The sequence below is a fragment of the Paraburkholderia sediminicola genome (assembly GCF_046027355.1).
Classification (GTDB): Bacteria; Pseudomonadota; Gammaproteobacteria; order Burkholderiales; family Burkholderiaceae; genus Paraburkholderia; species Paraburkholderia sediminicola_B.
Genome location: NZ_JAQQEK010000004.1, coordinates 133,033 through 157,253, shown reverse-complemented (window position 1 = coordinate 157,253; position 24,221 = coordinate 133,033). Strand labels below are relative to the sequence as shown.

The window sequence follows — 24,221 nt, the reverse complement described above, 5'->3', positions numbered from 1 at the left end:
GAGGTCAAGGCATAGATGGTTGCAACCACAACCATTCTGAAATGCAGAGTCGTGCACGCATGGCGGACGGCGATAGATGCGCGCATCAACGAGGAGCTGCGATATGTTCTTGACGTTCTATTTCCCGCTTGCTGCCGCGCTGTCGGTACGGCATCTGCCGGACGGATTTCTCAACAAGATTCACGAAGGCAATCTCACTGCTGCGGGCGCGCAGACGAGCCGCTGGGCCGACAATTCGCAACTCTGCAACGAGATGCCGTGGCTGCTGCAACTGCATGCGGATATGCAAATGACGCTCGGCATCGGCGATGAGGCGGAAGAGCAATATCGCCGCGCGCAAAAAGTGATTCGTACGCCGCGTCAGGCGATTCGCGCCGCTTCGTGCCGCAATGCGGGCTGGCAGGCGCTGTTCCGGCATCGTCTGGCGACGTCGCTGTCGTGTTTCGCGCGGGTGATCGAAGAAGCCGAAATCGATGCGGTGCAGCGGCTCGAAGCACGCTTCGGCGTCGTTTGCGCGCTGCACGAGCTTGGCCGCGCGCGCGACGTGGCCGAAGCGCTCGACGAACTTGCGGCACTCGCCGCGTCGCCTGCGGACGGCGGCTCGGCGCAGTGGCGCGAGCTGACCGTGACCGTGCTCTACGACATTGCGGTACAGCGCGAACTGCGCAGTGCGGCAATGTTGGCCGATCACGTTTATTGGCAATCGGGGCTTGGCGACGAACGTTTGCTGCGCAGCAGCGATGCAACCGAGCTGGCCGACGCGCGTGGCATCGAAGCGATGAATGTGACGACGCCGCTTTTGCGCGCGCGGATCGATTATCTGCGGCAACTGCGCGCGTTGATGCGCGGCAGGCGCGATGCAATGGAGTGGATCACCCGGCATGTGAACTGGGCACAGCAAGCGGGGCTGCATGAGTACTTGCGCAGCACACGGCTCGAAGTGGTGCTGGCGGCGCTCGCATCGGAGGCGCCGCAACTCGCCGAGACGGTGCTCGAACCGTTGCACCGGCTGGACCAGACGGCATCGACCGGACACCGGCAACTCGAATATCTTTACTGCGTCGCCAAGGTTCACCAGGCTCGCGGACGCACGCGCGAGGGCATCCAGTTTTACGGTCGCTATGCATTGGTGTCGACGCAATGTCTGCGCAACGATGCGGAGGCACTCGCATCGTTCGTCAGCCGCGCGTCGCGCCAGACGCCGCACCTCGACGACGTCGGCGCGAGGCTGCCGGCCAAGTATCGCCGCGCATATCGCTATCTGCAGGAAAATCTCGACCGCCGCGACCTGTCGGTTCGCGAGGTGGCTGCGGAAGTCGGCGTCACCGAACGCGCGCTGCAAAGCGCCTTCAAGAGTTCGCTCGGCTTGTCGCCGACCGAACTGATTCGCCGGCTGCGCATGGAACGGATTCGTGCCGAATTGCTCAACGACGCATTTGCGAGCGACCGAACCGTATTGGACGCCGCGAACAAATGGGGCGTGCAGAACCGCTCGACGCTCGTCAACGGTTATCGCAAGCAGTTCCACGAAGTGCCTTCGGAGACGCTCGAGCGGTAGCGGCGCGCGTGATGCGCTACCTTCAGCCGGGCACGCGTGATCGATAGGTGCTTTGGAGCGCGGCGATTCCGTAGCGCTGGAATGTGCCGTCCGACTGGCAAAGCCGCACCCAGACGACGCAACGAACCCGGGCCGGCGTTGGCCGCTTCGCAACTTTGCTTCCTACTTCGCAGACGCGCGAAGGCTGTAAGGCAGCGTCCATAGCATCGGTGCTTCATTCACAGCGGGAACACGTCGTCATGTCAGATCGAATTGAAAGCGGAGGGGCGCGTGACCCGGAGTTAGGACACGTCCCACCCACCGGCGCGCAGCCGACTGACAGGTCGAGGGCGAGGCCGACGCCGCGTGCGCAGCATCCCGTAGCCGCCAACGCCTCCAACGCGAGCGGCGAGCCGGCTCGCGCAGGGGCCTCTTTCGGGCTCTCGAAATCGACAGGCGAGCAGCTGAAGGCGAGGCTGACCGAACAGGCGAGAGGGGTGACGGGTCTCGCGGGACTGCGAGAGGTTTTGAACGGCAGCGGCTTCGGCAAAGCGAGCGGAAATTCCCGGCACGCCCTGACACCGGCGCAACAGGAAAGCGTGCTTGCCGAACTCGCAAGCCGCATCGGCCAGTTGCCCGTTGGCGAGCGAGCCGCGGCATTCGACGAGATGTCCGGCGGGATCCGGGCATTGTCGAGTCGCCGAGGCGGTCCGCTGGCCCGGCTCGCGCTTTCCATCGAAAGTCTGCCCGAGCCTCGCGAGCACGCGTACAGCCAGGCCTTGCAACTGCTCGACGACAGCTGGAAGACCGGGGCGATCACACCGGATGGCAGTGCGGGCGTGCTGACTGCGCTAGCCCAGGCGACGCCTGCTCTTTCACCCGACGCGCAAGCCCGCGAAATTCCTGCCTTACTGCCGCGCCTGCGCAACGTGCAGCCAGAACTTCGCGCGTTCGCGCTCGGGCAACTCGGCGCGATGCGCGACATTCCTCCCGGCATTGCCGCATCGACTTATCGCTCCGTATTGAACGAGACGCAGGCACTCGATCCGCGCGCGCGTGGCGAGGCGCTCAAAGGGCTGGCCTTGGGCGTGACACAACTGACGCCGCCCGAAACGTGTCTCGCCGAATGCAACAAGCTCATCGACGCGGGGCGTGGAGCCTCGTCCGAGCACAATGTGCACATGCTTGCCAATCTGTCGCTCGCCGTGGGAAGCGTGCTCGAGGAGAGTCGAGCCGCGCTGTTCAACACGATCCTCGACGCATTCAATGCCGACCCGCACGATCCCATGTCCGAAACCGGCTTCGGCTATTTGGCGACGCAGCCGGGTCAACTGCCGGAGGGTGACCGCCTGGCCGCGTTCGACCGGCTGCACGCTGCGATCGGCGGCATGGAGAATTCGCCGATGAAAGCCGCGGCGGTGGAAAAATTCGCCACGGTGATTTCTCACCTGCCGCAAGCCGTCAGGTTCAGCCATTACGTGCAGGTCGGCAAACTGCTCGCGTCGCTAAGCCCCGACCTGCAGGAAAATGCCGCCCGGTCCTTGGGCGCGCAGGCGAACAACCTCACTCCAGCAGAAAAAGCTCAGGTTATCGCCTTCCTCCAGCGCAAGCTGGCCAACGAGGGCTAAACGACGGGCCGCAAAAAGCAACAGCGGCGTGCGAATCACCATGACGCGCGCCGCTATTGCTTTTCACCACGTTCCGCTATTCGCCGGGAGCGTAGGCGGCTTTCAATGTTTGCGCGCCGCCTTCGCCTCGCGAATCGGGCAACACGTTCCAGCGCCGCAGAATCGCCGCGATCTGATGCGCGTATTGATCGCGCAAGGCCGGCGTGGCCGAATGGTATGCACCGACGGCGGCCCACGTGTTGCCGTACAGCAGCACCTGACGGCGCAACTGCCAGGCGGCGATATAGATGTTCTTGCACGGCGACATCAGCGCTTCCTTGCCGATACCGTAGTGGGCCAGCGTGCGCAGATGAATCGTGTTGATCTGCATGACGCCGTAGTCGATCGAGCCGTTGGCGTTGACGTGCATTGCGTCCGCGCGGTTATGCGATTCCTGCCAGGCGATCGCGCGCAGGATCAAAGGATTGACGTGCTGATAGGCAGCCGCGTCGTTGAAGCAGTCCGCGTGCGCGGCCGAAGCCCAGCCGAGGCCGAACGCGAGCATGGCATGCACGAGGCGAGCGCGCGAGGCGCGGCTCGCGGATGCATCGAGAGAAGAGTGAGGCACGCTGCGGTGACTTGTCACGATGGGTGGGACCGGCGCTTCACGCCGCCGGCAGGTCGTTGAAGGTAGCGCATCATGCGCCGGCCGCGCTGCGCGCGGCGGCCGGCGCGCGAAGCGCACAAGCCCAATGCGAAGCGGGCAGGGCTGGATGGTACGCACGACGCGTCGGCGTCAGTCTCCTCAACAGACTCTGTTTTGCGCCGGTCGATGAGGTGCGAATTCTGGACCCGAGTTCGCATACGTGGCATTCGCTTCGCACTGGCGCCATATGAGTCGCCATAGGAGTGAACAATGGCCGCAGGCCCACGAAGGGTTCGCGTATCAGGTCGCTCGCGGCGTCCGGATCGCACCACTCTCACCGCATCTCCAACGACCACGTGACGCTCATGAGTAGTCTCCCCGGAATTTCAGGCAGCCAAGGCGGTGCAGGTATCGACCCGTCCTATGGGTCGCCAGCTGGATATCCCCCGCCGCCTGCTGCACAGCCTGTCGCCGGGAGCCCACAGGCCGCTCAGTACAATCCTGCGCTCGCCGGGATGCCGGCGACGGGTGCGCCGGCGGGCGCGCCGCGTCGCGCTAGCGCGCCTGGACAAACTGCCAATGCAAGTGGCATGGCCGCGATCCGGGCGCGCATGCGTCTGGCGAAGCAGGGGTTACTCGGCACCGGTCAAATGTCGCATGTGCGATTGCAGACTGGTTACCAGGAACCCGGCGACGGCTACGGCGCTACGTGGCCGAACGGGGATCCGTCGGCTTTTGTCGCCAACGGCTCGTCGGGCCGTTCGAGATTCGCGTATAGCGTCGGCGGGTTGGCAGCCGGCTTGGGCTCGTTTTTGCTCATGCATATGATCGGCACGAGCGCGGTTGGCGGGCTAATGTTGCCGATGCTGGTGGCGGGAATGGGTCTCAGATCAGGTCTCAATATGCGGAACCGCCTGCTGTTGCGGCAACATCTGGGTGGGAATGCACGACAGGTGGCTGAGCTTCGGCAGCAAGTGGCCGGGCTCCAGCAGCTTCTCCATCAGCTTGGTTATAGCGCTCCCGGCGCAATGAATCAGGGGCCGTACAACTCTGGACAGTGGCCACCTGCGCCGCCAGGCGGTGGCGTTCCGGCATCGCAAACGCAGCCGGCCGGCGGGTATCCACCGCAACCCGGAATGCAACCGCAACCGGCGGCGCCGGCGCGGGCGGGACAGCCTCAGCCACCGGCGGCACCCGCGCAGGTGGTACAGCCTCAACCGCCGGCGCGGCCTACGGGGACGGTTCCGCCGCCACCCACGGTGCCGCCTCAGCCAGCAGCGCCACCGGCGCAGCCAGCCGTAGCAGTTCCGCCGCCACCCACAGCGCAACCATTGGCGGCAGATTCCCCGACGCGCTCGCCTTGTGCGCCAACGCCATCGGTGCCGGTGGCGCCAGCGCAGCAAGGACAGGAGACACCGGCCGGCAGCAGTTGGGCGCGACAGGCCAACCGCCCGGGCGTCCACGAAGCACCGCCGGCAGCACCCGCCACTCCAGCCACGACCGCAGCCGCGCGTGTCGATCCGAGAACGAATTGGACAAGAACGCCCGCACCGGACGATCCGCCACCGTCAACGTAACGTGAAAACACCGCTGTCGCATCCTGGGCCAGCCGGCACGATCGTCCGATCGATCCGGTCGGCTCAGGCCGCAACCCTCTGTCGAGGACTCGGAGACCTCGCTGCCTGATTTTCACTCAGCGGCACGCATGACGTAACTCGTCACAAGCGCTCAGGTTCGCTCCAGCAGCTAGGCCGGCCACGCTGTTCTGGCCATGTCGGCCGTGCCGGGCGCTTCCGCCTCATGCCGCGCTTCCAGCGCCTCGAGCACTCCGAAAGGCACGCTCTCCGTCACGATTTCGCGGTCGCCGGTCGCGCTGGTTCGCGCGTTGAGCTGCACGATCGTGTTCAGGCCGATGCCGCGCGTCTCCGTGCTGCGCTCCTTGATCTTCAGCTCGATGGGCATCCACGATTCTGGCGTGCCGAGAATCGCCGCGTTGTCGGCTTCGATACGTGCGCGCACGTCAGGATCGCCGCCCGCTTGCGCGAGCAGCGCGGCGTTCGCATCGAGGCGGGCAGCCGTGCTGCGATGCAGCCGGTAGCGCAGTAAATACGTCAGATTGGGTCGCTGATTCTCCAACGCGTTGGACAGATGCGCGTCGATGCGCCCGGCCGCCATGCGCCGTATTTCGTCGGGCTCCAGCGTCGCGGTCTCACCAGCCGCCGCCGCGCGGCGTTGTTGCGCGACGATCTGCGCTGCAAACAGGTCGATCAGTTCAGTCCGGGCGACCTGGACCGCACGCGCGTACATGCGTGCATCGAGATACTCGATGTCGAGCATGCAGGCTCGATGGCTGAGCAGACCGTCCTCCCGCACGAGCTGCAATTTCGCGGAGTGATTGCGCTCGCCGAGCGTCATGGTCGCGGCGGGGGCGTCGACGGAAAACAGGCCGACGCTGTTCTTGCCGTTGGGATCGAGCGGATGCGAAAACCCCGGCGCGATGCCGCTGCGCAAGTGCCATAAGCGGCCGAGCCCGACGCGGTGCTGGTCGATCTGTATCCGGCCGCTCCGTTCGAGCATTTCGGACGTGAGGCGCGATTTTTCACGCGCGGCGCCGACTGAAGGTCCCGCGCGTATCGTCAGTTGCCGCGCCGTCTTGCCGGTGACCGGATCCGGTGCGGTCGCGCCGCCGAGATTGGCGAATTTGACCGTGGCGCTCGCATCGACGTATACCGCCTGCCGCGTCGTGCTCGTGCGGCTGTCGGTCCAACTGACCGACACGTCGAGGTCGTCCCAGTAGCGCTCGGCGAGCCGGTTCCAGATGCCGGCCGGACCATCGCCGTGCGCTTCGGTGGCTTCGTCGAACAGAAAATCGATGATCTGGCTGAGTTTCGCGCGCATCGCGTCGTCGTCGTAACCCGAGCCGTCGGGCTTCACGCGGCGCGCGACGCGCAGCGATACGCCGCGCGGCTCGGCCCGTTCGTGCGCGCGCAGAACCACGTTGGTCGTCAGCCCGGCGCGCACGCTGGTGAGGCCGGCTTCGATGTCGTAGCCGATCAGCAAACCCGCGCCGACGTGATGCAAGGTCGTGCGCGTGGTGCCGAGGAACAGTTCGACACCGTGAGTCGCGCGGCTGATTTCGACGACCGCCTCACGGGCGCGCGAGGCGCGCAGGTCGATGCGCGGCGACACGGGCAACCCGATGCCATGCAGGACCACGTGGGTGGTTTCATTGAGTCCGCGCGTGCTGACGCCTTGCCGGCCGCCATCGGACAGGCGCAGCCTGTGCCCCGACTGCAGGCCTTCGACGACTTCCTTGAGCGTCGCGCGGACTTCGTCGAGGTCGTCGGCGGGGTTCGGAGTCGGCGCTTGTGCGAGCCTGCGAAGTGCATCGACGGAACGCCAGTACGTGGCATCGTCGGGCATTCGCGCGACCTTGCCCCATACCGCCAGCCGTTCGACCGTGAACGGGCGTTTCGCGATCGCGCTGAACGGCCGCGTTTTCGCGAGTTGCTCCGCCGACAGCGCACTCCAGCGCAGCGTCAGGCGCTGGATTCGTGCAAGACGCGCGCTCTCTTCATCGGGCTTCGATCCGGCCGCGTCGACGCTCATCTGGTGAGCGCGCCGTGCGACCCGCACGAGCGTCTCGTCGTCGATCCGGCTGCCGGTAAAACCGCCGTGTTCGAGCCACGTGAGAAGCGCGGCCAGCTCCACCAGCGAACGCGCCGCGCGGACGTGCGTCAATGCCGCCGCGGGTTGCATCGCCGGATTCTCGCGAAGCGCCGCCGACGCATCGCGCAAACCTTTCTCGAACGCCGCGCGCTCCTGGGCAATGGTCCTGCGCGGCACGCCCTGAGTGCCCAGACTCAGCGCGGCGAGCGGAGCGCTGTGGGTGCCGCGAAACATGCGCGGCAACAGCGTTTTCCAGCGCTTTTCGCCGACTCGCGCAAGCGTGCGCAACGAAAATTTATGCAGACGCTCGCGCGCTTGCGACAGATCGCTATGCCGCCCGTCTTCGTCGAATGATTGACGCCATGCGAAAAATGCGCCTTTCTGATCCGGCGTCAGGGCATCGCGGCCACTTTCGAGCAGCGTCGCGGCGGCATCGAACGCTCGCGCGGCGAGTGTGACCGGTTCCGCCTCGGTGGCGTTGAGCGACGCGCGTGAACGTCCGGTGCGGATCGCGACAGCGCCTGGTGCGCCATCGTGTTGCGCAGCGGCGTCGGCATCGCCAGGCAAGGGGTCGAGCGCCTCGGCGCTTTGCAAGATCATCCTGACGGCGAGCCGCGCGGTGTCGTTCGCGAACGGCTCAAACAGCGCGGCACGCACATCGTCGAGCGCCTGGAAACCCGGGTGAGAACGGCTCAGCACCCGGGCGATGTGCCACGCCTGGCGGTCGGCGGCGCCACCGGAATGGCGGGTCTGCGGCGCGTCGAAATCGAGCATGCCGAGCCGTTCGAGCGCGACGTGCGCCTGCTCGATGCTGGTCACGCCGGCCTGCTTCATCGCCTGCGCGATCAATCCGCTGCGTGCGATCGTCGCGATCCGGGTCGCGCCGTTCGCATTGGAGCGCGACGTCAGGCGAATCAGACGCGACACGAGCGCGCTCGCGTCATCGATTTCATCGGCCAGGGCCGGCGCGCAGTCGAACTCCGCGCGGACATACGCGAGCAATGCGTCGCTCGATGTGAGCGCGTCGAGCGGCAACACGTGAGCAAGCGGCGAGGGCGCGAGGGCTGGATTCGCCGGCGCGCCCGATTCGGTGCCCGCGGTCGCCGCCGCAACCAGTTCACGCGTGGCGTTCTCGGCGGGTTTTTTCGCGCGTCCTGCAATCGGCGCATAAGGCCGCCGCGCCTCGACGAAAGTTTCGGGCCCCGCCGATCGGCCGTGCGTGGTGCGTTGAAACACGGCCGTGGTCATTTCGAAACGGTGAGCGCGGAATGCGCCTGGCGACCGCGCCTGCGAAGCCTTCAACCGGTCCAGCGCGCCATGCGGCGCGGCCGGCCGGGGCGTCACGCCGGCGTTATCCGGCGGGGCAGCTGCACTCAGCTCGGGATGCGCGTCGGGTGCGGATTCGACGAACGGGTGGAACAGCGAAAATTTGAACCGGTTGTGCTGGGACATGGCGCGTGGCGAAATGGCATCGCCTGGCACTATGTCGAGCGAATGTGACACGCCGGTTTTCGCGCATTGCCGAAACACGAAGGCAGGACATCCAACGCGAAGTCACGCGTCGTGCGTGCGCTAACGGTATTGGCACGGCGATCAGACCGGCTCCTTTCCGCGGCATTTCTCGACCCTTGCCGGGATGATCTCCCGCGGTGTGTTTTCCGTAAGCACCGGCACCGGGCGCGTCATGGCATACAGGTAGCTGTCGCCCGCGAACAGGTCGAGATTCGGACGGTACTCGTGATTCGTCAGGCGGCCTTCCAGCCTGAAACCGAGGCGCTCCATGCTGCTATGCGCATGACCGTCGACGGCGCAATACACGTAAATGCGAAAGATCGGCGGTTGCACGAGCAGCCATTTGAGCAGCCTGCGCAGCGCATACAGGCCGTCGCGCCGCCGTCGCGCCCCCCCGCGCCGGCTGATGATCACGCCGAGTTCGACGCGCGGCGGTTCGGGCCGCATCTCGATGAGCGCGGTAATCCGGCCGCTCGCCTTGTCTTCGAGCAGCCAATGAGCCAGCGCGCCGCTTTCCCAGCCTCGTTTTGATAACTCGATGAAGGCGAGCGTATCGTCCAGCGTCGTATGGCGCGGAAAGCCGAGATGCAAGGTCGTTTCGACGTCGCTGAGCATTTCGTCGAAGAGCGCCTGGGCGTCGCTCGGCTGCGGCGGCCGCAGAAGCAGCGTGTCCGATTCGATGAGTTGGGGCAGGCGAAATGTCGACATCGGGCGTCGGGTGGGGCGTGGCAACCGCACTATTGTCGTCCGCGCAAGTTCGCGCTTCCGTGCCGCCACGAAGCGCTGCGCAAGCGCGCGAACCGAGTTGTCTGGCATGCCGGGGGACGCGGCCTGACGCCGGACTTCGGAACGCATGCCGCGAGTTCGCATGACGATGCCCACGCGCGGAGGTTTGCCGATAGATTGCGTCATGGTGCGGAAGCGTCTATCCGCCGACGGCCTTCATGGAGATTCCAGCGTGGCGCAGACCGATACGATCGCATCCCCTGTAGACAGCGCCGCGGCGCTCGACGCCGCGCTGGCACCTGCGCAACCGGCGCAACCGGCGTCTGGGACGCTGCTGAAAAGCGGCGCTTCCAGAACCGTGCGTGCGGGCGCCGTGCTGGAAGGATTGCTTCAAAGAAAAGCTGCAGCCGGCAAGGCCTCGTTTGAGATATCGAAGGGTGGAGTCAAACCGGCTGGGAACGCGGTTCCCGCATCCGCGATGAATTCCGCCGCAGGCTACGCGTCCGCCGGTGCTTTCGCGAAGGCCATATCTGACGCGCAAAGCGCGCCGTCGAGCGTGCCCAACGTGCAGGCGCCGGCCTGGAAGGCGTCGCTGGGCAAGCCGGTGAGCGGCGTCAATCAAACGCTGGATCCGGGCAAGGTGGATGCAGCCGCGCCGGCCGCCGGCAGGACAGCGCCGCCGATGGCGCAGGCCGCCACGCCGCGCGCGGCACCGCACGTGGGCAACAATTCGGACCATGCACACCAGCAGGGGTGGGCGCTGTTCCAGCACGCGCAGAACGCGCGCTCGCGCATGCTCGACGCCTTGGTCCAGGCAATGACAACGGGTGCCCAACTGATTTCGAAAGTGTTCAGGTGATGGATGCGGCTTTGGGCCGCTGATTTACCCGGGGCGACCCGCCACGGATTATCGCCGCCGCGTTCTCACGCGCGTAACCACATATAGTTTCCAGAGGCCACGCCCTCGAACATCTCATCGGTGGATTCGAGGATGTTCTGCTGCCAGTACCGTCCGTGCTCGGCATAATGCGCCAGCAGATCGGCCAGCACCGTTCCGTCGACGTCGTAGGTAAACGGCACTCGCAATACCAGCACGATGCCGCCCGTATCGGTGTCGAGACCGAGCTGGGCCTGGTCCTGCGCGTAGATCATCAGGTTCGCTTCCAGCATCAGACGGAATACCGCGAGCGTACGTCCGGCGGTTACCGTGCCGTAGTGGAAATTCGCATACATCGCGTCGAGATCGTTCTCGAAGTACTCGAGCCGCACGTCGAAGCCTTCCACCTCGATGGAACGTGTCGTGAGCACGTGCTCGACGTCGGCGAGACCGACTGTCTCGCACAGATCGCGGACCAGTTGAGCATAACGCTCTGAGTTATCGTTTTCGTCCAAGTAGCGATACCGGCGTGAAGCGCGAAAGAAAAAGCAGGCGGCGAGCGTGAAAACGCAAACCGCCCGCATGGGGACGCGCGACGCTGCTGTTGCCAGCGCCGCTTCGGAGCAATGCGCCGTTATCGGGCAGCCGCGCTTTTCGCCATATCGGCGCCAGTTCTCGTTAGGCCGTTGATGGCTTCGACCTTCGACATTGAAGCTTGCTGTTGCGCGGCGAATATCGCCGTCGCCTCGCTTTGAGCTGTAATCGCGCTCATTGCACCCATTGACGCACCTGACGTAGCCATAAAGACCTCCTGGATTCAGATTGGAAACAACCGTTCAGCGCGACGCGAGGGCCGCGAACCGAACCGCTTCTACATCCGGCGCGCCGCGCCGGTAGCGCACGGCGTCACGCCGCACTGCGCTTTTCCATCAACTGCGAGACCACCCGGCTCGCCGCGAGCATGCCGCGATATAGCCTTGCCAGGTTGTTGCGTTCGAGCTCCGTGGCTCCCGTCGCGTCGCTGATGTTCTTCGCTGTCGCCTCCAGTGCGCCCTGAATTTCCATGAGACGCGCATCGCATTCCGGGTCGGCGAGCAGCTTCTGGATATTCGCAAAATCGGCGGCACAGGCTTCAAGAGGTTCGTACATTTTCATTGCTCCAGAGTGTCAGTGCGGCAAGGGCAGATAGGGTGATGCATACGAATGCGCGTGGTTTTCGACCGGCTGCACGATGCCGGCCGCCGCACCGGAGTGGATTACCGCGCCTGGCATCGAGTCGTCCGCGAGTTGAGTGCTCGCGAGCGCTTGCACCCGGGACGGAGCCGGCGATGCCGCTTTCGCCGGCCGTGGTCCGGCTATCGGCGCCAGGGTTGTCGCAGCCGCTGCTGGAGCTTGAGCCTGAGCCGGCGCAGCCAGTCCTGCCGCGGCGACGACGGGCGCCGGCGCCGCCAATGCTCCCGATGCCGCCACGACCGCGCTTGCTGGCACCGGATCGGGGAGCGCGTAGATATGCTTCACGCCATCCGGTGTTTGCGCGTAGCGCACGTCGTCGGCGGACATGACTTCGGAGAACGCCTGCGGCAACGTCATGCTGTCGGCGGATTGCGTGACATGGGTGCGAACTTCGCGCACGTTTTCGCTGAAATCGCGGCGTACGCGGCCAAGCCTCGCCTCCAGATCGGACGGGCTGCTCACTTCGCCCGTGACGTCGAACACACCGCGTCCCGCATAGGCGACGCGCACGCCTTTCGTCGCGAGCGAATCCTCGATGTTGCGAATGTCGTTCTGCGCGATATCGTAGTGCCGCACGATCGACGTCGGCGAGACTTGCGCCAGCAACTTGCGCACGGCGGTGTCTTCCTCGGGCGAAACGACCATCCCACTCACGGTGACACTCGAGCCGCGCGCCTGCGCATGCAATTCCGTCATGCGAGCCGCGGCGAGCGCCTGATCGACGCGTTGTGCAAGGTCGTGCGCGTTGCGCGGCAAGGCCGCCTGGCTCGTCATCGTGGTCATCAGCACCGTGCCGATGACGAGCACCGCGCCCAGCATTGCGCAACCGAGAGCGATGCCGACCAGCTTGCGCCGCCGTGACCGCTCGGCGTCGCGCCGCATCTGATCGGGTTTGATCAGCAGCGTCGAGAGCAGATCGAGATCGCTGGGCCATGCCTCGTCGGCGTTGCCCACGCACAGCACGGTATCGCCGAATTGCATCGGTACGAAGTCGATCAGCATCACCGTGCCGACTTCGGCGGACTCGGGTGTAGCGCCGGTTTCTTCCGAGCCGGAAAGCTCGCTTCCCTGCGCCTGTTCCGCCACGGCCACCGGCTCGACGCGGCGCGTATCGACCAGACCGCCTTCGTGGACCGTCAGCAGCACGTCGGTGCCGCGCCAGTCGGAGATCCGGACGTCGGCGTCGTCGTCGGCGGCGATCCGGTGCACGCCGGTTTCGAGCCGCAACTCGGCGCCCGCGTGAACGCCAGTCAGGATACGCAGCAGTTTCATGATGGGGAGGCTGGATTCATCGAATCAACGTTGTGCGCGCCGATGCGCGCCTCCGACCACTCTATGCTTCCAGAACTGCAAGCTCGTGCGGGATGCGAAGTGGATAGCGTTTATGCGAATCTACGATCAGGCCGCGAGGCCGAAATCGCGTTTGCTGTGCGCGACGCTGTCGCCGTATTGCGCCCTGCGCCTCGCGATGGCCGGCTCGCGCTGCGAGTCCGGCGTCGGTCTTTCAAACGCAAACAGAGCCAGCGGCATGATCAGATTCCAGCGCTGGACGCGGTCGAGTTCGCCGCGCTCCGCGCTCGCCGGCGATGTCTGCACGGGCGCGGTGGCGCCGGCGCGCCTGAGCCGGTCCGCCTCGATCAGCCGTTCGCGACACGCAGCCATTCCCTGCGGCGCTGCGGCGCCATAGTGTTTTTGCACCTTCAGCAAGTCGACGAAATCCGCATGCAATTGCGCATCGATTTTTGCTTTGGGATTGGCGGCCAGCGCGTCGCGTCGCTCCAGCATGAGATTGCACCAGTTCTCCCGCATCGCCGCGTCACGCTCGCTGGCGCTCTCGTGCGCGGCAGCGACGGCTTGCAGCTTGCTGGGCGGAAGCGATGCTGCGGGCGGCGCGCCCGGCAGACTGCGCAGCTTGAGGTCGGCGTTCGGCTCCCGATTGCCCTCGGATGTGCCATGGCCATCGTGGCCATCGTGCGACTGGCCGCCGCTGTTGTTGCCGCGATCGCCGCTGTCGCCACCGAACGTGACGCGCTTGCGCGCGCCACTCGGTGCGTCGTGTTCGAGACCGTCGCCAGCATCGGTGAACTCGCCGTTGCCCGACGCGCCTGCGCGGCGCGCCGCCGCTCGCCGGGCGGCCGCGCGCCGCCGCGCCGCCGCCTGCAGCGCCTGGAGCCTTGCGGTGCGCAGCGACGCCGAGGTGTTGCCGGACGGCGTTTGCGAATGCGCGAAGCGCGTCGTGCCGCGATAAAGCGTGGCAAAGCGCGCATTGCTGCCCGTGCCGCGAGTCTGCTCCGCTGCGTGCGCCTGATCGAAGTGGGCAGCGTCGGTCGGTGGTGGTTGAGAGATGCGCGTCATTGCGGTATCGCCGTCTGCATGATTTCGTTGGCGAAACGCAGGACGGCAGCCGCCGAAAAGGGTGCGGCGATCACGATCGCAATAGTCACGGCAACCAGCTTCACACCGTGCGAGAGCGTCTGATCCTGCATCGACGTGATAGCCTGCAGAAACGAAATTGCCAGCCCGACGAGCGCCGCCACGATCACGATCGGCAGCGACACGTACATGCATAACAGCATGCCCTGGGTCGTGAAGCGGATCAGTGTGTCGATGTCCATGCGCTTTCGGGATCGGGTGCGATGCGGGTTGTCATGAATAGCCTTCTGTCATCGATACGTCATCACGAGACCGTGGATCAGCGACGACCAGCCGTCCATCACGACGAACAGCAGCAGCTTGAACGGAATCGCGACGTTGGTCGGCGTCACCTGGTTGAGCCCCATCGCGAGCAGCACGTTGGCGATGATCAGATCGACCACGATGAATGCGATGTACAACAGGAAACCGATCTTGAAGGCGTCCGCGAGTTCGCTGAGTGTGAAGGCGGGCGCCAGTACGATCAGATCGGTGTCGTGCAGATTGTTGGCGGCTTCCTTCGGCCACACGATGCTCGCCGAGTGCATGAAAAAGCGCTTTTCGCGCTCTTTGGCATGCGCCTTCAAAAAGCCGCGAAACGGCTCGCGCGCGGCGCTGAACATCTGGATCAACGCCTGGGTCGGCTGTGGGGCCATCGCCTGGCCTTGCATCGATTGCGCGGCCTGCATGCCGATCGGCGCCATCACATAGAGCGACACCAGCACCGCGATGCCGTTGATCACCATGTTGGGCGGCACCTGCTGCACACCCAGCGCATTGCGCAGCAGGCCGAGCACGACCACGATCTTCGCGTACGAAGTCACGACCATCGCGACGAACGGCACGAGGCTGATCGCGACAATGACGAACAGCAGGCCGGTTATGTCACTGAACTGGACCATCGCCGTGCGCCATTCGCAGGATTCGGATGCCGAGATGTTCGCCGACGGTGACGAGTTCGCCGTAGCCGATGGTCTGGCCATGGGTGACAAGTTTCAACTGCGCATCGATTACCGGCGTCGGCAATTCCAGCACATAGCCTGGACGCAGCGCATACAGCTGTGACAGCGGCAGCGAAACAGTATCGACCTCGAACTGAACGGGCAGATCCAGCTCACCGATCTCGATCGGGTTCTCCTGCTGATCAGCGACGAGCGTGTCGTCTAGGCGAACTGGGTTCAGTTCATCGGTCATGGTGGCTTCCTTCATGATTAAAAGCTTGAGCCCGTCGAGGGTCACCGGCATCTGCGCGCGGACGAGGCCCGGCGTCCCCCAGGCCGCGGTCGCCGCGACCGCGGCGCGCTGGACGCCGGTGCCGTCAACCAGTGGCGCGAGGCTTGCGGGCAGTGAACGCAATAGCACGTCGCCGGGGGCGAGCGCATGCAGCGTCGCCACCGGTAGACGCCGCGCGCCGAGCACGAGCCGGCCAGGCAGCTCGAGTCGAGCGAGCGCCGCGAGCATGGAATCGGTGGTGTCGCCGGTGTCGTTTTCCACCAGCGCGGTGTGGATGAAATCCAGCGCGGCCGACGCCTGCCAGTTTTCGATGACGCTCAACAGGGCGGGAGCGAGGGTCACTTCGGCCTGATGGCGGCGTCCTTCGTAGGTGAAGGTAAGCGACAGCGGCACCGCTCCAGCGTGCGACGCCGCTGTGGCCACATCCGCGTCGCGTACCACGCGCGTCACGTGCAGACCGCCGAGTCCGAGCGCGTCGAGAATTCGCAGCAATGGTTCGAGCAGCACGCCCGCGACCGCGCTGCGCAGCGCGCGGGCGGCGTCGGTTAAGGCCGGAGGCGGAGCCGGGGCCGTGCCGCGCTCCGCCGACGCGACGATCGCGAGCGCCGGGTACGCCGCCAGATCGATGCGCACGTGGACGGCGCCCGCCGTATGCGCGAGTTCGATCACGCCTGGTCGCGCGAACGCGTGGCCCGGTTCGGCGCGGCCATCGCGAACGCGCGCGTCCCATTCATCGAGGCCGGGCAGGCGGCGCAGCAGATACGCCGTGCGCGCGTCGCTCACGAGTCTCGCATGGCGCGCGGCGACCGGCGCCACGGCCCGCAATCGCAGCGCCGCGATCGGGGCGTCCGGTGGCGTGTGCGGAACGCTTCGCGGCGCTGCGGCATCGCCCGTTTCCACGACCGCGTCCGAACGTGTACCGTCGGATTCGCCACTCGGCACTTCAGCAATCGGATAGCCCATGCGATGGCGGTCGAAATTAGACGGGTTGTACAGTCGAGGCAGAGCGGACGCCGGCCTCACCAGATCGTCAGCTCTATGTCGCGCGGCGTGCCCCATGCAGCCAGAAGCGAATCGAGTTCGCGTTCGAGCATGCCGCTGTGACACAAGAGTAGCTGCCTTGTTTCGGTGCATGACGTATCGAAACGAAGCGATAGCCTGAAACGCGAAACCGACACGTACAACGTCGTATCGGGCAGCACTTGCGGATCGAGCGGGATTTTCACTTCCCAGTTGCCGGCGTCGCCGACGGCTTGATCGGCGCAGAACGCGGCGACCTCGGTGGCGAGCGCCATCGCCAGCTCGAAAAAGCGGCCCTGCTGGCGCAACAATGCATCGACGGCGGGAAGGGTGGCGCCACCGACCTGCGCGGCGAGCGCCGCGTGCTGGTACGTCGCGATGTCGTCGTCGCGCGATGGCGGTTCGACGGGCTCGTGGTCCGCGCCGGCAAGTCCGGCGAACAATTCGCCGCCGCCCGGTTCGCCGTTGCCCGCCGCGATGTCGTCGCTTGCGCTGCCGGCCGCGCGCGAAGGCGGCCGTTGCGCGCGGGAGCGCCGCGCGAGCGTCGCATAGTCGAAGCGGCGCTTGCGGGCGTCGTCGATTTTCTGCGCGGTTTCAAGGTCGGTGCGAATGATGCGCAGCGGGCGCGGTTCGATGATCGACATGAAGACTTAAGCGGTGCGGGCAGCCGGGTTCAGATGGTCACGCGGCCGAGCGGCAGCACTTCGACGTGATCGCCGAGTTCCTGAAACGAATACACGGATAGCCAGCCGAGCCGCGCCTCGATCATGCGCCGCACGTAACGCCGGATATCCATCGACGTCACGAGCGCGACGCCCTCGCGTGGCACGTCGCCGACGAACGACTGGATCTTGTCGATCAGGAAGTTGACTTCGTCGGGCGGCAGCGCGAGATAGTTGCCGGTCGGCGTCTGCTTGATCGCCTGGCGAATATGCTGCTCGACCGGAAGATCGAACAGCACCGACGACAATTTCCGCTCGCCGCCGGTCGCGCGATGCGCGAGAAAACGCGCGAGGTCACCGCGTACGTACTCGGTCAGCATCAGCATGTCTTTTTCTTTCGCGCCCCAGACAATCAGGCTCTCCAGAATGTTGCGGATATTTCGGATCGAAATCTGCTCTTCGAGCAGACGCCGCAACACATCGGCGATCCGTTGCGGCGGCAGCACTTTCTGCACCTCGGCGACGAGGCCGGGATATTCGGCATTTTGCTGGTCGAGGATCCACTGCACTTCCTGGATGCCGAGAAACAGCTGCGCGTGACGCCGCAGCATCGCGACCGACGCGTGCGCGATGACCTGCTCGGCGCGCCACGCCGACGCCTTGGGCGGCAGCGACTTTTCGTCGACCCAAAAGGTCGGGCCGGGGCCGCCGTCGAGCCCCTTGAGTTGCTCGGCGCGGGCTGCGAGTTCGGCCCGTTCGGCTTCGATCTGCGGGTTTTTGCCGGCCAGGCCGGGCTCCGGCAACATCACCTTGCCGGGCGGCAATTCGATCGTGCAATACGGCACGTCGTGCATCAGCAGTTCGCAGGTTGAAGGCGGCAAGGCGTCCGTCGTCCACATCGTGATGCCCGGAAACGGCAGGCCGAGATATTCCTGAAGCCGCGCGCGCTCGCTTTCGAACGATTTTTCGAGCGCGGCGGACGACAGGCGTCCCACCAGTTCCGGCGCAATCCGCACGCCGAGAGGGCAGGCGAATTGCGGCGGGCGCGTCATGATGGCCGGCACGTCGGCCTTCGAACCCGAGCGCTGCATCGAGTTGACGGGGTCGCTGCCGTGCGACGACGAAGCGGGCGTGCGCTTGCCGAGCCGGAAGCCGCAGAACGCGAGGATCGCCGACAGCAGCAGGAACAGCGCGGTCGGAAAACCCGGCACGGCCGCGAAGCCGATCAGCAGCAGCGCGGCGAAGTAAAGCGCGCGCGCGCTGCTCGATAGCTGGCGGCCGATTTCATCGCCGAGCGACAGCGGTTTCGCGTCGCGCTCGTCGGCTACCCGCGTAATCATCACGCCCGCCGCGACCGACAGCAGCAGCGATGGAATCTGCGAGACCATCGCATCGCCGACCGACAGGATCGAAAAGCGGTTCGCGGATTCGGCCGCCGACATGTCGTGATACGCGACACCCACCGCGATCCCGGCGACGATGTTGATCATCGTGATGATGAGGCCGGCCACTGCGTCGCCTTTGACGAATTTCATCGCGCCGTCCATGCCGCCGTGCAATTGGCTCTCGACGGCGAGCGTGGCGCGCTTGCGGCGTGCTTCGTCCGGCGTCAGCAGGTTGGCGCGCAAATCGGCGTCGATGCTCATCTGCTTGCCCGGTAACGCGTCGAGCGTGAAGCGCGCGCCGACTTCGGCGACCCGCTCCGAACCTTTGGCAATCACGATGAACTGCACCGTGGTGATGATCACGAACACCACGAGTCCCACCACCAGATTGCCGCCGACCACCAGTTCGCCGAAGCTTTCGATGATGTGCCCGGCGTCCGCGTGTAACAGGATCGATTTGGTCGACGCGATGTTCAGCGACAGCCGGTACAGCGTCGTGAACAGCAGCAACGACGGAAACACCGATAACGACACGACGTTCGGCACGTACATCGTAATCATCAGCAAGGTCACGCTGATCGTGATGTTGAGCGCGAGCAGGATATCGATCAGCGTGGGCGGCAGCGGCAGGATCATCAGCGAGATGATCGCCACGACCAGCAGCGCGATACCGACTTCGCCGATTGCGGGCAGTCTCAGTGCCTTTGACATGGTTATTCTCCTGATCCGCCGTGGTCAACGCAGCTTGCGCACAGCATCGACGCTGTCCGCTGTCTGTTTTCTTGCGCCGATTGCGTCGACCCAGCGCAGGATCGCCGCGACCGCTTCGAACAGTTCTTCCGGAATCGGTTCGTCGACATCGACCTTGTAAAGTGCGCGCGCCACCGGCGGATTGCCGAAAATCGGCACACCGGCCTCCTGCGCGAACTGCCGCAGTTGCGCCGCGCTTTCGTCGACGCCCTTGGCGGTCACGAGCGGCAGCGGATGTTCGCCCGGCGCATAGCGGATCGCCACCGCGTAGTGGGTCGGATTGACGATCAGCGCATTCGCGAGGCCGACGCGCAGGCGTGGCGCGGCCGAATTGATCAGTTCGCGCGCGAGCCGCTTGCGCTCGCGCTTGATCTTCGGATCGCCGTCCTGCTGCTTGCGTTCGCGTTTCACTTCGTCCTTGGACATGCGCATCTGGCGCAGAAACAGAGCCTGCTGCAGCTTTGCATCGATTGCGCCAATCACGACGAAGACCGTCGCGGCAACGGCGCACAGTTTGAGCAGCAGGTCCCAGAACAGCTTCGACAGCGCGGGCAGCGTCTGATACAGCGAGCCGACGATCAACGGCATCATCGAGCGGATCGTCACCCACATCACGAAGCCCAGAATCACGGCGTTCAGAAGAGCCTTGCCCAGTTCGATCAGCGTGCGCCACGTGAAAATCCGCTTCAACCCGGCCATCGGACTGACATGCGACGGATCGGGCACGACCGGCTTGGTCGTGATCTGAAAGCCGACCTGCGCGATCGACGTGCCGACGACCGCCACCGCGGCGGCCAGCACGCACGGCAAGATGATCAGCAGCGCTTCGCTGCCGATCCCGACCAGCCGCGCAATCATCTCCGGCAGCGAATGATCGTCGGAGACGAAATCGAGCGCGGTGACGACGATGGTGCGAAACGCGCCGGCAAACAGCCCCGCTCCGACGAACAGCGTACCGATCACCGCCGTCATCGTGGCGGCTTCGGTCAGATCGCTGCTTTTCGCGGTTTCGCCGTCCTTGCGCGCGTCCCTGAGCCGTTTGTCGGTGGGCTTTTCGGTTTTTTCTTCACTCATCGGACATCCTCAGGCAACCGTTGCAGACGCGATGACGGAGGCCGCCGTGGCACGTGCCGCCTGTCGGCACGTGCCTGCCGTTGCACCGGCAGACGCCGCCCACCGGCGCCTGTCGGCATTCGAGTTCCGACGGTACCGGCACTGGCTCGCTTGTGGGTCGGCCGGTGCGAAGCAGGCGCGCACGAAGCGAAGCGAGAGGCCGGTTCGCATGCGCGGGGCGCCCCGGTTTCAATGCAACAGGGTCGCCCGGATGCTTCGTTCCTGTTGCGTTTGCTTCGTGTCGCACTGGAAATGGGCGGGCCGTGGCCAGTATCTTCGGGTATCGGTGCCGATCGAAGTCCGTGCGAGTGTTGGTCGCGGACTTCGTCGATTCGTCGACTTTCAATTCGCAGGAGCGCCACGCCATGAGCGTCACTACGCCGAACCATCTCGACTGCAGTTATGACATCGTTTGCGGTTTGATCGACATCCTTTCGGCCGCATTGAACTATGGCGATACCGTTCCACGCGTCAATCCGGAAGATGTCGAGGCGGTGCTCGACGCTACTCGCGTGTTGCGTCCGAAGCTAGCCGAACTCGGCGCGTTCGAGGCCATGCTGCATATTCAGCGCGGGCATTGGGACGATGCGATCCACGTGCTGACGCAGGTGAGCGCCGCGGCGCCGGGTTTCTGGTACGCCAAGGCCTTGATGGCGCTCTGTCTGTCGTCCAGGGGCGATGACGACTGGCGTCAATGGGCGGCGCAAGTCCTGGAGGAAACGACGGACCGCAATGCGCGCAAGCTGGTGCGCGCGCTCAAGGCCAAAGACGATCTGCGCGAAGCAACGCTTGCTCTGGAGACGACTGGCAAGTTCGAGGTTCCGCTGTCGATCGCGTTATTGAGCGATGAGGACGACCAGAGCGAGCCGCTTCTGGAAGCGCCGAAGGTTGCGCCGTTGCAGGACGAAGCGATCGCGCAACAAGGTTATCTACGTATCTGATCCGCGGATGATCCGCGACACGCTATCCACGCAATCCGGAGACCGGCCATGACCCCGTCCGTCACTTCAGCGCAGCTCGCAGCCGCAGTCAAATCCGCGACCCAGGCCGGCACGGATCCGTCGATGCAGCAGGCCGGCGAGCGCTTCAAGGCGCTCATGCAGAACCCGCGAATGGAGGCGCCCGCGGACCGTGCGGGCGATACCGGCATGGTCGGGAAACTGGCCGCCGCGCAGGACGCCGAGTTGCAGCAGGCGGTCTCCGACGTGACCACGTTTTCCGACCAGACATCGAACATGTCGATTGGCGAACTCACGTCCGGTGCGATCAAGGTGTCGCTCGAACTCGCACAGACACAACTCGACATGGAAGCGAAGATGGGCGTCGTCAATTCGTCGAAGTCCTCGGTCGAAACCCTGATGAAAAACCAGTAGATCATGCGTCGATTTCATGCCGGCTCAGCCGGTCCAATGCGCGCCGCCCGCGGCGCCGCTCTGTGTGCCGCGCTCGCGCTATGTGTCGTGCTGGCCGGTTGCCAGAAGGAGCTTTACGGCAACCTGTCGGAGCAGGACGTCAACGAGATGGTGGTGGCGCTGCTCGAACAGGGCGTCGATGCGTCGAAGGCGACCACGGACAACGGCAAGACGTGGGCGCTCGAGGTCGACGACGGACAGATCATGCGCGCGATGGAAGCGCTGCGCGCGCGCGGCTTGCCCCACAGCCGCTACGACGATCTCGGCAACCTGTTCAAGAAGGACGGACTCGTGTCGACGCCGACCGAGGAACGCGTGCGATTTATTTACGGGCTATCGCAGGAACTGTCGTCGACGTTGTCCAGGATCGACGGCGTGATGGTTGCCCGCGTGCAGATCGTGCTGCCGAACAACGATCCGCTCGCGCAGCAGATCAAGCCGTCGTCGGCATCGGTGTTCATCAAATACCGGCCCGACTCGGATGCGAGCGCGCTGGTGCCACAGATCAAGACGCTCGTGACGCATAGCGTCGAAGGGCTGACCTATGACGCGGTCAGCGTCACGGCCGTGCCCGCCGATCCGGTCGATCTGTCGAAGGTGCCGCAGACGCAATCGCCGTTGCGGGTGATCGGCGTCGCCGCGCTGTTCTTCCTCGTGTGCACCGCGGGACTTTATCTGTGGATCAGGCGCGGCATGGCGGCGGCGTCCGGCGCCGGCCAGGTCGGCGCGAAGCTGGGTGCGCTCTGGTTGCGGGTCAAGCGAACCAGATCATCGCCGGCTGCCTGATGGGCGCATCCACGGTATTTCCGTTCGCGCGCGCGGCCGCGGCCTTCGCCGCGTACGAGCGCAATGCGCGCGACGCGGTGCGCTGGGCGCATCCGTCGTGGCTCGAAGCGGCGCTCGGCGCTGAACCCGCTGAACTCGGCGGCCTGCGCACCGCGCTTGCCACGGCCCCGCGTGCGCATCTCGACGCCTGCTCGCTGGCGCTGATCGAGTTCGCCGGCGTCCGCACGCCGCCGTTCGACGCGCTGCGCTCGCCCAACCCGGCCGTGCTCGACGCGCTGCCTGCGGCGCAGGGACAGCGCGTGCTGCGGATGCGCTCGCTGTTTCTGCGCCGTGCCGAGGTTCGGCGTCTGATCGACAAGCGCAGCCGCCGGCAGATTTCGGAGTGGGTGGGTTTGCCGATCGATCAGTTGATGGCGATTTGGGCGAACGGCGCCGCGCTCGCCGACAGGTCTCGCACTGCGCCGGCTTCGCACGTGCTGGATCCTGGCCGGCTCGGCGGACCCAGCCGCTTTCCGGCGCTCGATCGTGTCGATGCCGAGCTCCTGGCGCAGGAAGGCTGCGCGTTGATGTTGCGCGATGCGCGCAGCGGCGTCGCGCCTTTCGTACTGTTGCGCCTTGCCTTGCCGGTGGGCCTGGGCGAGCCCGCATGGTTCGCCGATGGCGGGCGCGAAGTCGATCCGGGCGGCACGGCGCGGGTGCTCGCGAGTCTCCCTGAACTGCTTCCGGAGTGGCCGTGGTTATCTGGCTGAGAGCAGACCGGCGCCTCGACGGCGATCAACCCGACACCGCCGCGGCGCGTGTCGGCGTGCACGCGGACGTAATTCCGCGCGAGACATTCGGCGCGCTGCTGGAAATCGACGCCGCTTACGCGCAACTGGAGGCCGACCGTCAGGCGACACTCGACGCGGCGCGCGACGAGGCAATCGCGCTCGTGGCACACGCTCGCGAAGAGGCGCGCGCGATTCTCGATGCCGCGCGCGAGGAATACAACAGCGCCGCCGAACAGGGTTATCGTGACGGCGAACAGCATGCGCTGGCCGACTGGGTCGAACGGCTCGCGAGTGCGGGCGCCGACCAGCGGCGCACGCAGATGAAGATGCGCGAGCGACTCGCCGAGATCGTCACCGTCGCCGTCGAACAGATTGTCCAGGTGCAGCAGGCCGACCAGTTGTTCGAGCGCGCGCTGAGCACGGTCGACCGGATCGTCGAGGGCGCGACGTATTTGCGCGTCGCTGTCAGTCCGGGCGATTACGACAAGGCCCGTGATGCGTTCGAACGCCTCGCGACGCGCTGGCGTGAAGTCGGCCGGCCGTTTCCGCTGTCGGTGGTGGCGGACAAGCGGCTCGAACCGGGCAGTTGCCTTTGCGAGTCCGATTTCGGCGCGGTCGATGCGAGTCTCGCGACGCAATTGCGCGCGATGCGCTCGGCGGTCGCGCGCGCGCTCAAGCAGTCGGCGATCATGCGCGACGGCGATCCGTCCGACGCCGCTGATGCCGGCAGCGATGAAACCGGCGACCAGACTCCATTGCCGTCCGGTACGGACGATGCATATGGCGACGCCGACGCAAACGATGACGCAGCCGCCGGTGACGTCTCGCGCCGCGCAGCCTTCGCACCCGACTAGGCGCGCCGGACTCCGAC

The 24,221-nt window shown here is 65.5% G+C and carries 22 protein-coding genes; 8 read left to right on the top strand and 14 right to left on the bottom strand.

Annotated features, from left to right (window positions below; all coding sequences use genetic code 11):
- The first annotated feature begins 103 nt into the window (after nucleotides 1-103).
- Together PQR42_RS09025 and PQR42_RS09020 are read left to right on the top strand one after the other, a co-directional pair.
- Nucleotides 104-1,558: a helix-turn-helix transcriptional regulator gene (locus PQR42_RS09025; RefSeq protein ID WP_408213018.1), complete on the top strand. Its 1,455-nt coding sequence runs from the start codon at nucleotides 104-106 to the stop codon at nucleotides 1,556-1,558.
- Nucleotides 1,559-2,205: 647 nt separating this feature from the next.
- A complete protein-coding gene (locus tag PQR42_RS09020) occupies nucleotides 2,206-3,165 on the top strand; it encodes a hypothetical protein (protein WP_408493620.1) in 960 nt (319 codons plus the stop codon).
- Nucleotides 3,166-3,241: 76 nt separating this feature from the next.
- On the opposite strand, the gene PQR42_RS09015 is transcribed toward PQR42_RS09020, so the two are convergent.
- From PQR42_RS09015 to PQR42_RS09000, 4 genes are all read right to left on the bottom strand, one after another.
- Nucleotides 3,242-3,709, bottom strand: coding sequence for a lytic transglycosylase domain-containing protein (locus PQR42_RS09015; protein WP_408386420.1), 468 nt, complete (start codon nucleotides 3,707-3,709; stop codon nucleotides 3,242-3,244).
- A 1,311-nt stretch (nucleotides 3,710-5,020) separates the two neighbouring features.
- Nucleotides 5,021-5,206 (bottom strand): hypothetical protein, encoded by a 186-nt coding sequence (locus PQR42_RS09010; RefSeq protein ID WP_408386229.1) that lies wholly within the window; start codon nucleotides 5,204-5,206, stop codon nucleotides 5,021-5,023.
- A gap of 330 nt (nucleotides 5,207-5,536) precedes the next feature.
- Complete coding sequence (locus PQR42_RS09005; protein WP_408386231.1) at nucleotides 5,537-8,911, bottom strand: autotransporter; 3,375 nt, start codon at nucleotides 8,909-8,911, stop codon at nucleotides 5,537-5,539.
- A gap of 141 nt (nucleotides 8,912-9,052) precedes the next feature.
- Nucleotides 9,053-9,679, bottom strand: coding sequence for a GNAT family N-acetyltransferase (locus tag PQR42_RS09000; protein ID WP_408386233.1), 627 nt, complete (start codon nucleotides 9,677-9,679; stop codon nucleotides 9,053-9,055).
- Nucleotides 9,680-9,929: 250 nt separating this feature from the next.
- Between PQR42_RS09000 and PQR42_RS08995 the strand changes: the two genes are divergently transcribed.
- Nucleotides 9,930-10,556 (top strand): hypothetical protein, encoded by a 627-nt coding sequence (locus tag PQR42_RS08995; RefSeq protein ID WP_408386235.1) that lies wholly within the window; start codon nucleotides 9,930-9,932, stop codon nucleotides 10,554-10,556.
- Between the two features lie 65 nt (nucleotides 10,557-10,621).
- Here the strand turns inward: PQR42_RS08995 and PQR42_RS08990 are convergent, their stop codons facing one another.
- The 10 genes from PQR42_RS08990 to sctU form a co-directional block, all read right to left on the bottom strand.
- A complete protein-coding gene (locus PQR42_RS08990; protein WP_408386237.1) occupies nucleotides 10,622-11,089 on the bottom strand; it encodes a CesT family type III secretion system chaperone in 468 nt (155 codons plus the stop codon).
- Nucleotides 11,090-11,480: 391 nt separating this feature from the next.
- Complete coding sequence (locus tag PQR42_RS08985; RefSeq protein WP_408212469.1) at nucleotides 11,481-11,723, bottom strand: type III secretion protein; 243 nt, start codon at nucleotides 11,721-11,723, stop codon at nucleotides 11,481-11,483.
- A gap of 18 nt (nucleotides 11,724-11,741) precedes the next feature.
- Nucleotides 11,742-13,079, bottom strand: coding sequence for a secretion protein (locus PQR42_RS08980; protein ID WP_408386239.1), 1,338 nt, complete (start codon nucleotides 13,077-13,079; stop codon nucleotides 11,742-11,744).
- Between the two features lie 126 nt (nucleotides 13,080-13,205).
- Nucleotides 13,206-14,162 (bottom strand): hypothetical protein, encoded by a 957-nt coding sequence (locus tag PQR42_RS08975; protein ID WP_408386241.1) that lies wholly within the window; start codon nucleotides 14,160-14,162, stop codon nucleotides 13,206-13,208.
- Entirely contained in the window at nucleotides 14,159-14,422 is a 264-nt protein-coding gene (gene sctS, locus PQR42_RS08970; RefSeq protein WP_408212478.1) for a type III secretion system export apparatus subunit SctS, read from the bottom strand. Before sctS ends, PQR42_RS08975 begins: the two co-directional genes overlap by 4 nt.
- 48 nt (nucleotides 14,423-14,470) lie before the next feature.
- On the bottom strand, nucleotides 14,471-15,121 hold the full coding sequence (sctR, locus tag PQR42_RS08965) for a type III secretion system export apparatus subunit SctR (RefSeq protein WP_408212481.1): 651 nt from the start codon (nucleotides 15,119-15,121) through the stop codon (nucleotides 14,471-14,473).
- Nucleotides 15,105-16,415 carry a type III secretion system cytoplasmic ring protein SctQ gene (gene sctQ / locus PQR42_RS08960; protein ID WP_408493619.1) on the bottom strand — a complete coding sequence of 437 codons (1,311 nt, stop codon included), beginning with the start codon at nucleotides 16,413-16,415 and terminating at the stop codon, nucleotides 15,105-15,107. Before sctQ ends, sctR begins: the two co-directional genes overlap by 17 nt.
- 56 nt (nucleotides 16,416-16,471) lie before the next feature.
- The gene (sctP, locus tag PQR42_RS08955; protein ID WP_408212487.1) at nucleotides 16,472-17,116 is read right to left on the bottom strand and encodes a type III secretion system protein SctP; all 645 of its coding nucleotides are present in this window, start codon (nucleotides 17,114-17,116) and stop codon (nucleotides 16,472-16,474) included.
- A gap of 29 nt (nucleotides 17,117-17,145) precedes the next feature.
- Nucleotides 17,146-19,230, bottom strand: a complete 2,085-nt coding sequence (sctV, locus tag PQR42_RS08950; protein ID WP_408212490.1) for a type III secretion system export apparatus subunit SctV — start codon at nucleotides 19,228-19,230, stop codon at nucleotides 17,146-17,148.
- Nucleotides 19,231-19,254: 24 nt separating this feature from the next.
- Complete coding sequence (gene sctU / locus PQR42_RS08945) at nucleotides 19,255-20,343, bottom strand: type III secretion system export apparatus subunit SctU (RefSeq protein WP_408386245.1); 1,089 nt, start codon at nucleotides 20,341-20,343, stop codon at nucleotides 19,255-19,257.
- 404 nt (nucleotides 20,344-20,747) lie between these two features.
- On the opposite strand from sctU, the gene PQR42_RS08940 reads away from it, so the two are divergent.
- From PQR42_RS08940 to sctL, 5 genes are read left to right on the top strand one after another with little or no spacing between them, the layout of a single operon-like run.
- Nucleotides 20,748-21,323 carry an HrpB1 family type III secretion system apparatus protein gene (locus PQR42_RS08940; protein ID WP_408386247.1) on the top strand — a complete coding sequence of 192 codons (576 nt, stop codon included), beginning with the start codon at nucleotides 20,748-20,750 and terminating at the stop codon, nucleotides 21,321-21,323.
- 48 nt (nucleotides 21,324-21,371) lie between these two features.
- Nucleotides 21,372-21,755 carry a type III secretion protein HrpB2 gene (locus tag PQR42_RS08935; RefSeq protein ID WP_408386249.1) on the top strand — a complete coding sequence of 128 codons (384 nt, stop codon included), beginning with the start codon at nucleotides 21,372-21,374 and terminating at the stop codon, nucleotides 21,753-21,755.
- Nucleotides 21,756-21,758: 3 nt separating this feature from the next.
- Nucleotides 21,759-22,580, top strand: coding sequence for a type III secretion system inner membrane ring lipoprotein SctJ (gene sctJ, locus PQR42_RS08930; RefSeq protein WP_408386251.1), 822 nt, complete (start codon nucleotides 21,759-21,761; stop codon nucleotides 22,578-22,580).
- Nucleotides 22,580-23,329 carry a type III secretion protein HrpB4 gene (locus tag PQR42_RS08925; RefSeq protein ID WP_408386253.1) on the top strand — a complete coding sequence of 250 codons (750 nt, stop codon included), beginning with the start codon at nucleotides 22,580-22,582 and terminating at the stop codon, nucleotides 23,327-23,329. Before sctJ ends, PQR42_RS08925 begins: the two co-directional genes overlap by 1 nt.
- Nucleotides 23,314-24,204 (top strand): type III secretion system stator protein SctL, encoded by an 891-nt coding sequence (gene sctL, locus PQR42_RS08920; protein ID WP_408386255.1) that lies wholly within the window; start codon nucleotides 23,314-23,316, stop codon nucleotides 24,202-24,204. The genes PQR42_RS08925 and sctL overlap by 16 nt, the downstream gene beginning before the upstream one ends.
- The last annotated feature ends 17 nt before the right edge of the window (nucleotides 24,205-24,221 follow it).